We start from the raw sequence: 14,395 nt of genomic DNA on the forward strand, positions 1-14,395 counted from the left end.
TTGCAAACTCGCCCCCCGCCATTTAGCAACTTTCGCAGCTTTGCCTCTTTTGCCCCCGCCAAAGCCGCCAATAGTCTTGCGAAGGCAGGGCACATGGGGCACAAGTGAACCAATTCCACCTGCGATGTGTGAAAGGATAAATTTCATGGCAATCCCGATGACCGACAAAGTGCTCGCCGAAGCTTTCGGCGCAAACTCAGGCACCGCTCTGCGCGCCAAACAGGTGGCCCTCGTGCTCGCCGGTGTGGCAATCCTCGCAATCAGCGCCAAAATCGCCGTGCCGATGTGGCCGGTCCCGATCACCATGGGCACCTTCGCGGTCCTTGGCCTTGGTGCCGCCTACGGCCCGCGCCTCGGGTTTGCGACCATCGCGCTCTACATGCTCGTCGGCGCGCTCGGCTTTGACGTCTTCGCAGGCTCCTCGGCGGAAAAATTCGGCCTCGCCTACATGAAGGGCGGCACCGGCGGCTACCTCATCGGCTACGTGCTCGCCACCATCGCGCTCGGCATGTTCGCCCGCAAAGGCTGGGACCGCTCGTTTGGCAAAATGGCGCTCGGCATGTTCATCGGCAACGTGCTCATCTACGTACCCGGCCTGATCTGGCTCGGCCAACTCTACGGCTGGGACCAACCGATCCTCGCATGGGGCCTCACACCCTTCCTCGTGGGCGACGCAATCAAACTGGCTCTGGCCGCTCTGATCCTGCCCGCCGCATGGAAATTCGTGGGCAAGGCACGCGGCTAACCCCGCAGCCCCCACCAACCCCCAAAAACGAAAACGGGCGCCGCGAGGCGCCCTTTTTTCATGTCCGGTGTCCAAGCCGTTTCAACGACCCGCCCTCACATCCCGACAACCGGATCGGATAGCGATGTAAACGGCGTTCCCGCCAAAAAGGTGTGAATGAAATAGATCAGCCCCGCGGCGAACAATCCCACCTGAACGACCCGCACCGCCGTGTCGGAAACCGTCACCACCTTGGCAAACCCCGACGGCTCTGCCACGGGCGCCACAGGCGCCACATCCCCACGCCGATCCGCCATCTCGCCCCGACGCGCCTCCGCCGCCGCAATCAACGCCGCACGGCGCACTTCACGGTGCACTTCACGGCGCCGACCATCTGCCCGCACCGCACGCCTCACGGGATCAACAACGGCAATAGGGGCGCGGAATCGCTCGGCGGGCGATCGGCGACAAAGGGTCTGGGTTCGGGCGCAGGCTCGTTGAGAACCGACAAAGGATAGGTTGAGCGCGCACTATCGGCGCCAAAAAACGCCACCAACCCGTCTTTCGCCAAAGAATAGACAATCACCATCGCCAATCCAAAGACCGCAATCCGCAAACCCTGATACAGCCCCTCGGCGACGCGTTTCATGGGGCGCGCGGCCGAAACCGCCACCGCACGGGCCTTATGCGCCCGCCCGTTCTCCATCGCGCCAGAGCCCTCCAGAACGGCAAAATCGCCCTCTGGAACGGATGTGCTGGAAAGGTTTTTCAAAGATGGTTTCATTGAACTCTTTAAAATTTATCTACTGGTTAACGTTTAGTCTTCGAAACAAGGCATGAATTCGGCACATAACCGGCACCGAAGGGACGTCACGCGCGGAATTGGAAACAACCCGTTTCCGCCAAAATTCGCGACGTTACGTCGTTTACCGCAACCGCCGCGCCGCGTGACAGAGAAAATTCCGCCTAGCGTTCTGAAATCTAACCGCATTGTGCGTTTGCGCAAAAACTGCGGCCAAAAAGTCGCGCCCTTTTACCATTTATCGACCTTTTGGTCAAAAATGCCTGCAATTTTGATGCACCGACCGCCAATCGCCCCCCCAAATCCGCACATCTCGCCCCCGCACATACCGCCCCGCCCGAATCCCCGCGCCATACCCGCACGCATCCCTCACATGCCGCCAAACGCGCGGAATTCCCCTTACCCGCGCCGCGCCAGCCCCCCACAATGCCCTCAAAGAATTCTAAGGGAAGGACCCCAATTTATGAGCCTCGTCAAAACTCTCGCCAAAGTTGCCATCGGTGTCGCAGTCGCCAAAGGCGTCAGCTCCATGGCCAAAGGCGGCGCCACCCGCCAAGCTTCCAACCCCGGCACGGGTAGCGTCTTTGGCTCCGGCTCCTCCACCGGCGCAGGCGGCGGTCTGGGCGATATGCTCGGCCAGGTGCTCGGCGGGAACACCACCACAGCCACCACACGCACGCAGAGCGGATCTCAGGGCGGCACGGGCGGTCTGGGCGACCTGCTCGGCCAAGTCCTCGGCGGCGGGGCAGGCGGTGCCTCTGCGGGCGGCGCAGGCGGTCTTCAGGACATGCTCGGTCAGGTCCTCGGCGGCGGCGGTGCTTCCCAACAGGGCGGCCTCGGTGGCCTCCTCGAAGGTCTGAGCAAAGCCTCCAACCCCGGTCAGGTCGCAGCCCCCAAACCCTCCTCGGGCTCGCTCGGCGATATGCTGAACCAAGCCATCCAGCGCATGGACGAACCCGAAGTCACCCCGTCGCGCGAACAGGAAGACACCGCCGCCCTCATGCTGCGCGCGATGATCCAGGCCGCCAAATCCGACGGCCGCATCGACGCCGAAGAGAAAAAGGCCCTGATGGCCAACCTGCAGGACCTCACCCACGACGAAATGGCCTTTGTGAACGAAGAGCTGTCCAAACCCGTCGATGTCCAGGCCCTCGCACGCGACGTGCCCCGTGGCCTCGAACAGCAGGTCTACATGATGTCGCTGGTCGCCCTCGACCTCGATAGCAAAGCCGAAGCGGAATACATCCACGCCCTCGGTCAGGCCCTCAAAATCCAGCCCCAGATGGCCAACGCCATCCACGAAAAAATGGGCGAACCGGTCCTCTACCGCTAACCAACCCCGCGCCTACCCCCTTCAGCGACCCACCCCCAAGCGCGCTGAACACGAAAAAAGGCCCCGGCATAAGCCCGGGGCCTTTGCGCATTGTAGGGCAGGGCCAACAAAACCCCACCGCCCATTCCCCGTGCAGCGTGTCTGTAATACGGGTTGGTCGGCAATGCGGACGGAGCTGCCGTCCGATTTCACGAATGGTATGACCGCGCTTCCAATCAAAGCAGAAATGGCTCAGGATCGAAAACGCAAGGACAACCAGCCATTGGCTCGTTATCCGACAAGTAGGAGTCGGACAGTAGCCAATTTCACTGTTAGAGCTTACCCAGAAGAAAATGTTCAATTGGAAGGTGGGAGTTTTGATGAAGCATTTCTTCGAGCCAGTTACGGGCCAAACGTTGTATCACTACACTTCAGCGGAGGGCGCGGAAGCTGTTCTTCGGACCAAAAAGCTACGACTTTCGGAATTCTCGAAGATGAATGATACATCCGAGTATGAATACGCCAAATCCAAGTTTATTGAGGCGTATCAGAACCGTGAGGTCTGGGTCGAAGAATTTCCTCGTTGGACGGCAAACATCAAGCTCACGACACACGAGCCTGCGACCACAATGATGATAGGAAGCCTGACCGAAGAGAAGGATGATGTCGGACTTTGGGACCGATATGCGGGTCACGGTACGGGGTGCACTCTGGGAATCGACGCATTCTGGTTGACAGAAGCCGCTGGTGTGGCGGTAAGGCGAGTGTCTTATGATACTGACTACTTGAAGGACTTTGTAAATTCGGGCCTATCTATGCTGCAATCCGCTTTTGAAGATAACCCAGATAATCGCCACGAGTTGGAAGAGCTGGCATCAATGTTGGTGTTTGATTTGTATGCTTTCAAGGATCCGCGTTTTCGATCCGAGCGGGAGGTGCGGATATCTCGTCTCACGGTGACCGACGATACAATGCCGTTTGGTTTGCGGGATGTTGGGGGTCACAAGAGTGACGGTACGCATGTTCCTGCATTGCCAATTCAGCAACGACAAAGTCAGCACGGACCGATACGCTTTCTTGAACTTCCCCTCGAAAATGACAGTCTAGGTTTTGCCATTAAGTCAGTGTGTTTTGGCCCGAGCATTAATCCTGACAGTGAAGCCTCAATAAAAGAGTTGGTCAGTGAATATTCAGGAATCGAGCTATCGAACTCCGATATTCCTCTGCGTTGACTACCTAATTCTAAGTAGCAACCCAAAGTCGAGTTTGATGGCGGCAGTCAGCAAACTGGCCACTCTTTGGTTGGTAGGTTTTCTGCGAATCTCTGACATTCGAACGGTATGTAGCATAGGTCAAAATGGCCTCCTTGCGGCCGTTCGCTGCAAGGCCGTCCAAAGTCTCTTACGGCCCCACACCAGCCCCATACAACCTGCCTGACACCCCCGAACCCGTCAGTATTTCACAACCGTGCCCGACCCCGTGCGACCGCCCCAACTAAAGGCGCGGATTTTCACGTCCGAAATCACCACATTGATCACCGCATCCCCGCCGAGCTTGGCCGCACTCGCGCGCAGCCGCGCCTCCACACCGGCAACGGTCGGATTGGGATGGAAGGCCGTGGTTTTGTTCACCGCCACCTCGATGTCCTGAATAACCGTAAAACTGCGCGCGGCACTGCTGCCGGTGAACAACTGGATCTCATCGGCGGGCGTCGGCGCGCGGCTCACCTGCATCGAGGCAGGGGCCTTGGTCTCGATCCCGCCCAGACCGTCCTCTTCCCACGCGCCCGAACACGCCCCCACCGCCAAAACGGCGCCCACAACGACACCAAACTTCACAACCCGATTGCCCATATCCGTCCCTCTCGTCAATTTTCTATGTTCTAAAACCCCTGCCTACCCAAATCCCGCGCGCGCCGCCATAGTCGGATCACCAAATCCCCTGCGCTCAACACAAAACGAGGAAAGCGACATGGTCAAAGTACTTGGAATTGGCGGCTTCTTCTTTCGCGCCAAAGACCCCGACGCCCTGGCGGCGTGGTATCACACCCATCTGGGCATCGACCCCGCCCCGACCTCCGAGGCGATGACGCCCTGGACCACCGCCCCCGGCGTGACGGTCTTTTCCCCTTTCGCCGCGGACACGGATTACTTCGAAAAAGACCACGCTTTCATGCTGAACTTCCGCGTCGAAAACCTCGACACCGCCTGCGCCGACCTCACAGCCGCCGGCATCCCCTGCGGCGAAGTGGTGAGCATGGAGGGCATCGGAAAATTCACCCGCATCCACGACCCCGAAGGCAACCCGATCGAACTCTGGGAACCCCCCGCGCCCTGAGCGGCACAACCACCAGCGCCCTGAACACGAAAATGGCCCCGGCACATGCTCGGGGCCTTTACCATTTGTCGTGGCGTCTGGCGAATTTCGGGTTTGATCCGACTGCGGACTGGACGGATTGAAAATCTGAAGAATACAGTAGCGGAAATTCAATCAAATTTATTGGATTCCCAATGAACCGGATTTTTCAAAGACTTTTTAAGCGAACCGCAACGCCGAGCCTGAGCGAGAGTATTGGCTTGGAGGAAACTAAGCCACCGATCCAACAAATTGCAGAAGTGGTGCCACCACCAGACCACGCCGACCCGAGCCGGCTCTTTCGGGAAACCTATCGCTTTGTTGCTGTCGATGTGGAAACAGCCAATGGAAATCAGGGGAGTATATGCCAAATCGGGTTGGCAATGGTGCGGCCAGATGGACGTGTCGAAACATTCGGCGTCCTAATCGACCCACGTCAAAAATTTGACGATTTCAATATTGCTTTGCACGGAATTGACGAAGCAGCCGTAGAAAATGCTTTGACCTTTGATGCGGCCATACAAACATTGCGTCCTTTTCTGGAACGCCACATCCTTATCCAGCATAGCAACTTCGACAAACAAGCATTCAAAGCGGCCTGCGAAGACTATGGCATTCCAGAGTTACGCGCCAATTGGCTGGATAGTGTCCGAATAGCTAGACGGGCGTGGCCGGAGCTCAAAGGAAATGGGGGGCATGGTCTGGCCAGCCTGAAAGAATTTCTAAGGTTACAATTCGACCATCATGATGCCGAAGAAGATGCACGGGCGGCTGCACTGGTTACTCTGAAGGCGGAGGAAAAGACGGGCCAAACCTTCGCAGATCTAGCTAAGTCACAGCGTAACAACTACCAAACTTCCATTGCGCTTGAGGGTAATCAAGAAGGTCCTCTATATGGCCAGGTTGCGTGCTTTACAGGGCAACTGTCTATTTCGCGCATCGAAGCTGCGACCATTGCCGCAGGCGCCGGAATCACAGTTAAGTCGAGTGTTTCGAAGAAGGTTTCAATCCTTGTTGTCGGCGATCAGGACCTTTCGACACTGGCGGGCCACGAAAAAAGCTCCAAACACCGTCGAGCTGAGCAATTGGCTCTTGAGGGGCATGAGATCAGGATTATTGGTGAATCCGAATTCCTGAAACTGGTCGCGCGATAGATCGCATGGGCGTAGCTCTCCGGCGCGCCACCCCAACACCCGCATACGAAAAAGGGCGCCCCAAAAGGCGCCCCTTCCCAATGTCTCGATCACCCCGCGCTTAGCAGGAGTAGTACAGTTTGTACTCGATCGGGTGTGGCGTGTGCTCGTAGGAGTAAACTTCCTCCCACTTGAGATCCATGTAGCCTTCGAGCTGGTCCTTGGTGAACACGTCACCGGCCAGAAGGAAGTCCATGTCTTTCTCCAGCTCCTCAAGAGCCTCACGAAGGCTGCCACAAACGGTCGGGATACCGGCCAGTTCTTCGGGTGGCAGATCGTAGAGATCCTTGTCGGACGAGGGGCCCGGATCGATCTTGTTCTTGATGCCGTCAAGACCGGCCATCAACAGCGCCGCAAAGCACAGGTAGGGGTTCGCGGACGGATCGGGGAAACGGGCCTCGACGCGTTTCGCCTTGGGCGATTCCGCCCATGGAATACGCACGCAACCCGACCGGTTGGACGCGGAGTAGGCGCGCAGAACAGGGGCCTCAAAGCCCGGGATCAGACGCTTGTAGGAGTTGGTCGACGGGTTGGTGATCGCGTTCAGCGCCTTGGCGTGCTTGAGGATACCACCGATGAAATACAGCGCTTCCTGAGACAGGTCGGCGTATTTGTCACCCGCAAAGAGAGGCTTGCCGTCTTTCCAGATCGACATGTTCACGTGCATGCCGGTGCCGTTGTCGCCCGCGATGGGCTTTGGCATGAATGTCGCGGATTTGCCGTAGGCCTGAGCCACGTTGTGCACGACATATTTGTACTTCTGCAGCTCGTCTGCCTGCGTGGTCAGCGTGCCGAAAATCAGACCCAGCTCGTGCTGACAGGACGCCACCTCGTGGTGGTGCTTGTCGACCTTCATGCCCATGTTGGCCATCGTGGTCAGCATTTCACCGCGGATGTCCTGACCGTCGTCGATCGGGTTCACAGGGAAGTAACCGCCCTTGATGCCCGGACGATGACCGGTGTTGCCCATCTCGTACTCGGTGTCCGAATTCCACGCCGCATCCAGCGCGTCGACTTCGAAGGAAACCTTGTTCATCCCGACAGAGAAACGCACGTCGTCAAAGAGGAAGAATTCCGCCTCGGGACCACAGTAGAACGCATCACCAATGCCCGAAGACTTCAAATAGGCCTCGGCGCGCTGCGCACAACCACGTGGGTCGCGGTCATAGCTCTCGCCTGTGTCCGGCTCCACCACGGTGCAATGCACGCACATGGTCTTCTCGGCATAGAACGGATCGATATAGGCCGACGCCGCATCCGGAATGAGCTTCATGTCGGACTGGTCGATGGATTTCCAACCGGCAATCGAGGAGCCGTCGAACATAAAGCCCTCCTCAAAGAAATCCTCGTCCACTTCCGTGTGGCGCAGCGTCACGTGCTGCAACTTGCCGCGCGGGTCGGTGAAGCGAACGTCAACGTATTGAACGTCTTCGTCCTTCATCAGTTTGATTGCGTCTTTGATGCTCATTTTATTACAGTGTCCCTTCACAGTAGATGGATGACTTTAGCGCGCGCGCGGGCCAATAGAGAGGGCCGCGCACCCTCCCTTAAAGTGCGTCTTCACCGGACTCGCCGGTGCGGATACGGATGGCTTGCTCGACGGGGGAGACGAAAATCTTGCCGTCGCCGATCTTGTCGGTCTTGGCCGCCGACACGATAGCCTCCAGCGCGCCGTCGACCTGATCGTCCGACAACACAACCTCGATTTTCACCTTCGGCAGGAAATCGACGACATATTCAGCGCCGCGATAAAGTTCGGTGTGGCCTTTTTGACGGCCGAAACCCTTAACTTCGACAACCGAAAGCCCCTGAACACCGATGTCCTGCAGAGCTTCTTTCACTTCGTCGAGTTTGAAAGGCTTGATGATCGCTTCGATCTTTTTCATGAACCACTTCACTCCCTTGAATCATTGCCTGACGTGAGACCATTTCTCTTATGGGCCCACAATCGGCTAGGTTGACGGCATCTGAATGCACCTCCGGATTCGGCATGCAATGCTCAATATTTGTGCAATGTGGAATCAAAATGGGCGGTTTATAAACTTTAGAGGCAAAAAATGGCAGAATTGCTGACCAGTGCCCAAATGCGCGCCCTTGATCCCGTGTCTTTTGACACGGTCGCAACACATGATCGCAGAGCCACGCGATGACCGGCGTTCTGACCTCCGCCCAAATGCGCGCCCTTGAACACGACGCCATCACCTCGGGCACCGTCACCGGCCTGACCCTGATGGAGCGCGCAGGGCAGGGCGTTCTCACCGCCATCCTCAACGAATGGCCCGATCTCGCCAAAACCTCACACAAAGCCCTCGTCCTCTGCGGTCCCGGCAACAATGGCGGCGACGGTTTCGTCATCGCGCGCCTCCTAAAACAGCGCGGCTGGGACATCGAACTCTATCTCTACGGAGACCCCGAAAACCTCCCCCCCGATGCGCGCACCAACCACGACCGCTGGGCTGACATGGGCACGGTCTCGCCCCTGACCGCGCAAAGCCTCACGCAGGACAGCTTCCACACCCGCAAAGACCTGCTGATTGATGCGCTCTTTGGCACCGGCCTGACCCGCCCCGTCGATCTGCCGCTCTTCGCGCTCGACCCCCACCCCGAAGTCGGCGCGGACCACCGCATCGTCGCGGTCGATATGCCGACAGGCCTGTGTGCCGATTCCGGCCGCGCGATCGGCCGCGAATACGTCACGGCGGATCTGACCGTCACCTTCCATAGTCTCAAGCTCGGCCATACCCTCGCAGAGGGCCCGCGAACCTGCGGCAAAACCGTGATCGCCGACATCGGCCTGACCACCCCGCCATCCACCGACACCGCCACCTTGAGCACCGCCACGCTCTGCACCGCTCCGTCGCAGCCATCCAACCTGCGCAAATCGCGCGGTGCCCAAAAATACACCCACGGCCACGCCCTGATCCTGTCGGGCCCCGCGGGCAAAACCGGTGCCGCCCGCCTCGCCGCGCGCGGCGCGCTCAGGATCGGCGCGGGCCTCGTCACACTGGCCACTCCGCACGCCGCACTGGCCGAAAACGCCGCCCATCTCACCGCCGTGATGCTGACCGAGATCGACACGCCCGAGGCGCTCGCCGAAACCCTCAAAGACGCCCGCATCAACGCGCTTTGCATCGGCCCCGGTTTCGGCGTGGATCGCGCAGACGACATGCTCCCCACCGTGCTCGCCGCCAAACGCCCCACGGTGCTCGACGCCGACGCGCTCACCGCGCTGGCGCGCGATACATCGACCTTCTCAAAACTCCATGAAACCTGCGTGCTCACCCCACACGAAGGCGAATTCAAACGCCTCTTCCCGGATATCGCCGACCGCCTCGCAGAACCCCCGACCATAGGCCCCGCCTATAGCAAACTCGACGCCACCCGCGCCGCCGCCAAACGCGCAGGCTGCACCGTGCTCTTCAAAGGCCCCGACACCGTGATCGCCGCCCCCGACGGGCGCGCCGCGATCAACGCCGCCACCTATGATCGCGCCGCGCCATGGCTGGCCACCGCCGGATCGGGCGATGTGCTTGCCGGTTTCATCACCGGCCTCTTGGCGCGCGGCTTCGCCCCGATGCAGGCCGCCAAAACCGCCGCATGGCTGCACACCGAGGCGGCCCTGTCCTTCGGCCCCGGCCTCATCGCCGAGGACCTGCCCGAAGAACTGCCAAAAGTGCTGCGCGCCCTCGACCCGTGAGCGCGCGGTGACGCAAATCGGTGTTTTAAAACATGTAAAAGATGTAAAACGGCGTTTTTGCGGGATGTAAAACCCTGCAAACCCGCGCCACAATGTCGTTAAAACACGACTAAAACAGCGGCGCGCCCGTGCTGGCCTGCACCAGAACCCCATCGGCATAAACCGCCTGCGCGCGCGCAAACGACAGCGCGAAACGATGCGGCGCAGGGGTGTCGATATCTTCCAGAACGCACATCCCCGAGTGCGTCACAATCCGGTCCCCGGGGCACAGGAATTCCACCGGCAACATGCCATCCGCCGTCATGATCAACGTGCCCCGCGCAATGCCCGTCCCGCCCGCATCCCGCGCCGAAAACAGCGCGCCTGAAGTGCAATCGGACAGGGCAGGGGATATCGCGGATTCTTGTTTCATTTGGCATCCTTACGCCATGCAGGAAGGGGGCTGTGACCCAAAATTGCCGCCCAATCTGGCAACAATATGGCAAGCCGCAGCAATTCTGTTTACCAAGAAAGCGAAAATACCCGCTGGCGCGCCGCGCCGCTCTTTGCTACATACCGCGCCGATGCGGGTGTGGCGGAATTGGTAGACGCACCAGATTTAGGTTCTGGCGCCTATGGCGTGGGGGTTCGAGTCCCTTCACCCGCACCACTTATCCCCCTAAAATCAGAGGCTTACCCCTAAAACGACCGCTGCCACGTCAGCGCGCAATCGGTCGAGCGGTAATCAAAAAGCGCCACGTTCGACTGGTGCCGACGCAGCGTGCAGGCCATCCGCGGCACCGCATCAAACACCCGCCAGTTCCGGTTCGTGACCCCGACGCTCAGGTCATGCACGACATCCTCGCGCGACACACCGAGCGTGGAGTAATTCCCGTCAAAATCGCGCAGCGTGACATCATATCCCGCAAACCAGTCATAGCCGTTTTTGGCGCGCCGCGAAAACCGCACCCCAGCCCGAATTTCGTCATAAGAAAGAAAGGGTTGGCGCGTATCGGACCGCGCAATCCCTCCGCGAAAAATCACCGCATCACGTGGCCCCACGGGCAGGGCATAGGTGCCTGAAAGCGAGGTCGTGACGCTGTCATTTTCCGGCTTTTCATCATAGGTCGCCCATTCCCGACGCAGCCCCGCCGCCACCTGCGCTCCCGTGTCCAAACGGCGCACATAGGAGGCACTCACCCCCTCGCCACGCCTGTCAGAAGAGGCATCACCCTCTTCAATATCCTTATATTTCAACCGGTTGGAATAGGCACCCACCTCGATACGCTGCCCCGCCTTGAACCACGCATGGGACGCCGAAACCTGCCCCCGCGTGTGGCTCAACTCGTCGAGCGAATAGGCCAGATGGTCCAGATCGACCGCCACAGAAACCTCACGCCCCACCGCCGGCGCAAAGGTCATCCGACCCGTCGCACCGATCTGGAACCCGATCCCGCTGGCCTCAACCCCGCCATTGTCGATGGTCCACACCTGATCGCCGATCACAAACGTCGTGCTGGCCGCATCACGGCGCACATTCGTGGAGGGCAAAATCCCCGCGCGCAGCGAAAACGACAACGGCGCCCGCCGCGTGGATTCGCGGATCGCTTGGAGGTAAAAGGCACTGCGTTCCGCGCTGGTGCGGTCGTTTTCCAACAGCCACCGGAAACGTGCTCCGGCCTTTTCATCTTCACCCTGTGCGGCAAACTGCTGGGCCTGATTGAACACCGCCACGATCTCGCCGGTCGAGGCATTCTGCGCCTCAGCTGGGGCGCAAAACGCCATCGCAACCATGGCAGCACAGCCGCGCAGTCCCCCCCGATAAAGGCGTCGTAACCGGTTCATAGCCCTGCCCAAATCAAAGGTCCCTCATACAGATACCCCTCCGCCAAACGAGGTCGGCGAAGGGGCTAAAACAGTTTTAAATCAGTGCCTTACTCGGATACGACATATTGCCCGACGAGCACGTTTCCGGAGCCGCCCACAGTGGCGACGCCCTCGATTCCGCCATAGGACGAAAGTCCGGAAGACACCTCGTAGAAGTCGCCCCCGATGCCGAACTCGACATTTGCCGTGCTGCCACCGGGTATTTGCATAGTGCCGCTCCCACTGCCATCAATTGGGGCCGCGAAGATGGCATTCGCCATATCAACATCTGCGGCGTACGTGACAGATCCACCAAGATCCTGCTCGTGCGTGAGCGTTGCGGCGACATCGTACAGCGCGAATTCGTTGATGGTACCACTGGCGCTACCGCCGCTGAAATTGACGTCCATGGTCATTTTGCCGAGGATGATCTCGTCGCTCGCCGTGTGCCCGTTGACGCCGATCAGGGCAATGCCATCCATCGACGCTCTGGACTGCGCAGGTGCGGCGATCAGATAGTTGTATCCGCCCGCTTCAATATCAACCAATGCTTGGCCAGACCGGCTAATCAGTTGGTCAAAAGATGCCCCGCCTTCACTTCCGCCACAGGCGCTCAGCGTGAACGCAGCACACAAACCAATGATTACATTCTCAAATTTCATTCCGGTACCCCTACCTTATGACCAGCTTTTCACTCACGCGTCCGAATAAATTGGGGAATCCCCCTGTGGTCAACCACCTTCCCCGCCCGCGCCTGTAGACCCCCCTGCAATGTTCTGCCTCGTTGCGGGCGCGCCACAGGAAGCCACGACCACCGCCGATCCGAGGGCAAAACGGGCAGGGCGCATCCGGCGCGCGCGAGGGGCGAAATCCGCCATTCCCCGCACGCCCGCGAACCTCGACCCACCGCCAAAACCCGCCATAAACCCCGAAAACGCGCAAAACCCCGCTAAATTGGCGCTTCACACCCCTCCGGGACCCGATTGGCGCTTGCAAGCACAGCGGGGCCTAACTAGAACGGCGTCTGATTTAGGGGGAACGTGCCTAGGCGCACCCTCGGCACCCCGACGCGATATGTTAAGAAGGACGCCAACATGCAGGTCACCGAGACCCTCAACGAAGGTCTGAAGCGCGGCTATCAGATCACCATCACCGCCGCCGAGCTTGACGATAAAGTCAAAGCGAAACTGGTAGAAGCCCAGCCCGACATCGAGATGAAGGGTTTTCGCAAGGGCAAGGTGCCTATGGCGCTCCTCAAAAAGCAATTCGGTCCCCGCGTTCTGGGTGAAGCGATGCAGGAAGCCGTCGATGCGGCGATGAACACGCATTTCGAAGAAAGCGGCGATCGTCCCGCTCTTCAGCCCGACGTCAAAATGGACGCAGGCGAGACATGGAAAGAGGGCGATGATGTCGTCGTTTCAATGTCTTACGAAGCCCTCCCCGAGATCCCCGAAACGGATGTGTCCGGTGTGAAGCTCGAAAAACTCGTGGTCAAAGCCTCCGACAAGGAAGTTCAGGACGCCCTGAAAAACCTCGCCGAAACCGCTCAGAACTTCGAAGACAAAAAAGGCAAAGCTGCCGACGGCGACCAGGTGGTCTTTGACTTCCTCGGCAAAGTTGACGGCGAAGCATTCGATGGCGGCGCTGCCGAAGACTACCCGCTGGTGCTGGGTTCCGGTTCCTTCATCCCCGGTTTCGAAGAGCAGCTCGTCGGCGTGAAAGCCGGTGAAGAAAAGCTCGTGGAGGTGAAGTTCCCCGAAGAGTACGGTGCTGAGAACCTTGCCGGTAAAGACGCGACTTTCGAGTGCAAAATCAAAGCTGTAAAAGGTCCGAAAGCGGCCGAGGTCGACGACGAACTGGCCAAAAAATACGGCGCTGAAGATCTCGAAGCCCTCAAAGGTCAAATCTCCGAGCGTCTGGAAGCCGAATACGCCGGCGCCGCACGTCAGGTGATGAAGCGCGGTCTTCTCGACCAGCTCGACGGTCTTGTGTCCTTCGATCTGCCGCCGTCGCTGCTCGACGCCGAGGCAAAACAGATCGCCCACCAGCTGTGGCACGAGGATAACCCCGAGGTCGAAGGTCACGATCACCCTGAAATCGAGACCACCGAAGAGCACACAAAGCTCGCCGAGCGCCGCGTGCGTCTGGGCCTGCTGCTCGCCGATATCGGTCAGAAGCAGGAAATCCAGATCACTGACGCCGAGTTCACCCAAGCGGTCATGAACCAAGCGCGCCAGTATCCGGGTCAGGAACGTCAGTTCTTTGAATTCGTTCAGCAAAACCCACAGATGCGCCAGCAAATCCAGGCCCCCCTGTTCGAGGACAAAGTCGTCGACTGGATCGCCGAGAATGCCAAGGTGACTGTGAAAGAGGTCTCCAAAGAGGACCTCGAAAAAGCTGTCGAAGCGCTCGACGACGAATAAGGTCGACAACGACCGCCTCGCTTAGACGAGGGACAGGGGCCGCT

The 14,395-nt window shown here is 59.1% G+C and carries 15 protein-coding genes and 1 tRNA gene; 8 read left to right on the forward strand and 8 right to left on the reverse strand.

Features of this window, described 5'->3' with window-relative positions:
- The first annotated feature begins 145 nt into the window (after window positions 1–145).
- A complete protein-coding gene (locus ABD815_RS11740; RefSeq protein ID WP_344847347.1) occupies window positions 146–745 on the forward strand; it encodes a biotin transporter BioY in 600 nt (199 codons plus the stop codon).
- 95 nt (window positions 746–840) lie between these two features.
- Here ABD815_RS11740 and ABD815_RS11745 read toward each other — a convergent pair whose 3' ends face one another.
- Window positions 841–1,128 carry a hypothetical protein gene (locus tag ABD815_RS11745; protein WP_344847349.1) on the reverse strand — a complete coding sequence of 96 codons (288 nt, stop codon included), beginning with the start codon at window positions 1,126–1,128 and terminating at the stop codon, window positions 841–843.
- A gap of 8 nt (window positions 1,129–1,136) precedes the next feature.
- Window positions 1,137–1,508 (reverse strand): hypothetical protein, encoded by a 372-nt coding sequence (locus ABD815_RS11750; protein WP_344847351.1) that lies wholly within the window; start codon window positions 1,506–1,508, stop codon window positions 1,137–1,139.
- 481 nt (window positions 1,509–1,989) lie between these two features.
- Here ABD815_RS11750 and ABD815_RS11755 point away from each other — a divergent pair, with 481 nt between their 5' ends.
- Together ABD815_RS11755 and ABD815_RS11760 are read left to right on the forward strand one after the other, a co-directional pair.
- Window positions 1,990–2,859 carry a DUF533 domain-containing protein gene (locus tag ABD815_RS11755; RefSeq protein ID WP_344847353.1) on the forward strand — a complete coding sequence of 290 codons (870 nt, stop codon included), beginning with the start codon at window positions 1,990–1,992 and terminating at the stop codon, window positions 2,857–2,859.
- 359 nt (window positions 2,860–3,218) lie between these two features.
- Window positions 3,219–4,070 carry a hypothetical protein gene (locus tag ABD815_RS11760; RefSeq protein ID WP_344847355.1) on the forward strand — a complete coding sequence of 284 codons (852 nt, stop codon included), beginning with the start codon at window positions 3,219–3,221 and terminating at the stop codon, window positions 4,068–4,070.
- A gap of 219 nt (window positions 4,071–4,289) precedes the next feature.
- On the opposite strand, the gene ABD815_RS11765 is transcribed toward ABD815_RS11760, so the two are convergent.
- On the reverse strand, window positions 4,290–4,691 hold the full coding sequence (locus tag ABD815_RS11765) for a hypothetical protein (RefSeq protein WP_344847357.1): 402 nt from the start codon (window positions 4,689–4,691) through the stop codon (window positions 4,290–4,292).
- A 118-nt stretch (window positions 4,692–4,809) separates the two neighbouring features.
- Between ABD815_RS11765 and ABD815_RS11770 the strand changes: the two genes are divergently transcribed.
- Together ABD815_RS11770 and ABD815_RS11775 are read left to right on the forward strand one after the other, a co-directional pair.
- Window positions 4,810–5,175 (forward strand): VOC family protein, encoded by a 366-nt coding sequence (locus ABD815_RS11770; protein ID WP_344847359.1) that lies wholly within the window; start codon window positions 4,810–4,812, stop codon window positions 5,173–5,175.
- A 173-nt stretch (window positions 5,176–5,348) separates the two neighbouring features.
- A complete protein-coding gene (locus ABD815_RS11775) occupies window positions 5,349–6,347 on the forward strand; it encodes an exonuclease domain-containing protein (protein WP_344847360.1) in 999 nt (332 codons plus the stop codon).
- A gap of 100 nt (window positions 6,348–6,447) precedes the next feature.
- Here the strand turns inward: ABD815_RS11775 and glnA are convergent, their stop codons facing one another.
- Both glnA and ABD815_RS11785 read right to left on the reverse strand, forming a co-directional pair.
- Window positions 6,448–7,854 (reverse strand): type I glutamate--ammonia ligase, encoded by a 1,407-nt coding sequence (glnA, locus tag ABD815_RS11780; RefSeq protein ID WP_344847361.1) that lies wholly within the window; start codon window positions 7,852–7,854, stop codon window positions 6,448–6,450.
- A 79-nt stretch (window positions 7,855–7,933) separates the two neighbouring features.
- On the reverse strand, window positions 7,934–8,272 hold the full coding sequence (locus tag ABD815_RS11785) for a P-II family nitrogen regulator (protein ID WP_344847362.1): 339 nt from the start codon (window positions 8,270–8,272) through the stop codon (window positions 7,934–7,936).
- 260 nt (window positions 8,273–8,532) lie between these two features.
- Between ABD815_RS11785 and ABD815_RS11790 the strand changes: the two genes are divergently transcribed.
- A complete protein-coding gene (locus ABD815_RS11790) occupies window positions 8,533–10,083 on the forward strand; it encodes an NAD(P)H-hydrate dehydratase (RefSeq protein ID WP_344847363.1) in 1,551 nt (516 codons plus the stop codon).
- A 109-nt stretch (window positions 10,084–10,192) separates the two neighbouring features.
- Here the strand turns inward: ABD815_RS11790 and ABD815_RS11795 are convergent, their stop codons facing one another.
- Entirely contained in the window at window positions 10,193–10,495 is a 303-nt protein-coding gene (locus ABD815_RS11795) for a Hint domain-containing protein (RefSeq protein ID WP_344847364.1), read from the reverse strand.
- A gap of 153 nt (window positions 10,496–10,648) precedes the next feature.
- Between ABD815_RS11795 and ABD815_RS11800 the strand changes: the two genes are divergently transcribed.
- Window positions 10,649–10,732, forward strand: a tRNA-Leu gene (locus tag ABD815_RS11800).
- A 29-nt stretch (window positions 10,733–10,761) separates the two neighbouring features.
- On the opposite strand, the gene ABD815_RS11805 is transcribed toward ABD815_RS11800, so the two are convergent.
- The gene (locus tag ABD815_RS11805; protein ID WP_344847366.1) at window positions 10,762–11,907 is read right to left on the reverse strand and encodes a surface lipoprotein assembly modifier; all 1,146 of its coding nucleotides are present in this window, start codon (window positions 11,905–11,907) and stop codon (window positions 10,762–10,764) included.
- Window positions 11,908–11,996: 89 nt separating this feature from the next.
- Window positions 11,997–12,590 carry a hypothetical protein gene (locus ABD815_RS11810; protein ID WP_344847368.1) on the reverse strand — a complete coding sequence of 198 codons (594 nt, stop codon included), beginning with the start codon at window positions 12,588–12,590 and terminating at the stop codon, window positions 11,997–11,999.
- Window positions 12,591–13,022: 432 nt separating this feature from the next.
- Between ABD815_RS11810 and tig the strand changes: the two genes are divergently transcribed.
- The gene (gene tig, locus ABD815_RS11815) at window positions 13,023–14,351 is read left to right on the forward strand and encodes a trigger factor (protein ID WP_344847370.1); all 1,329 of its coding nucleotides are present in this window, start codon (window positions 13,023–13,025) and stop codon (window positions 14,349–14,351) included.
- Window positions 14,352–14,395 lie beyond the last annotated feature (44 nt).

This window comes from Celeribacter arenosi, assembly GCF_039539485.1.
GTDB lineage: Bacteria > Pseudomonadota > Alphaproteobacteria > Rhodobacterales > Rhodobacteraceae > Celeribacter > Celeribacter arenosi.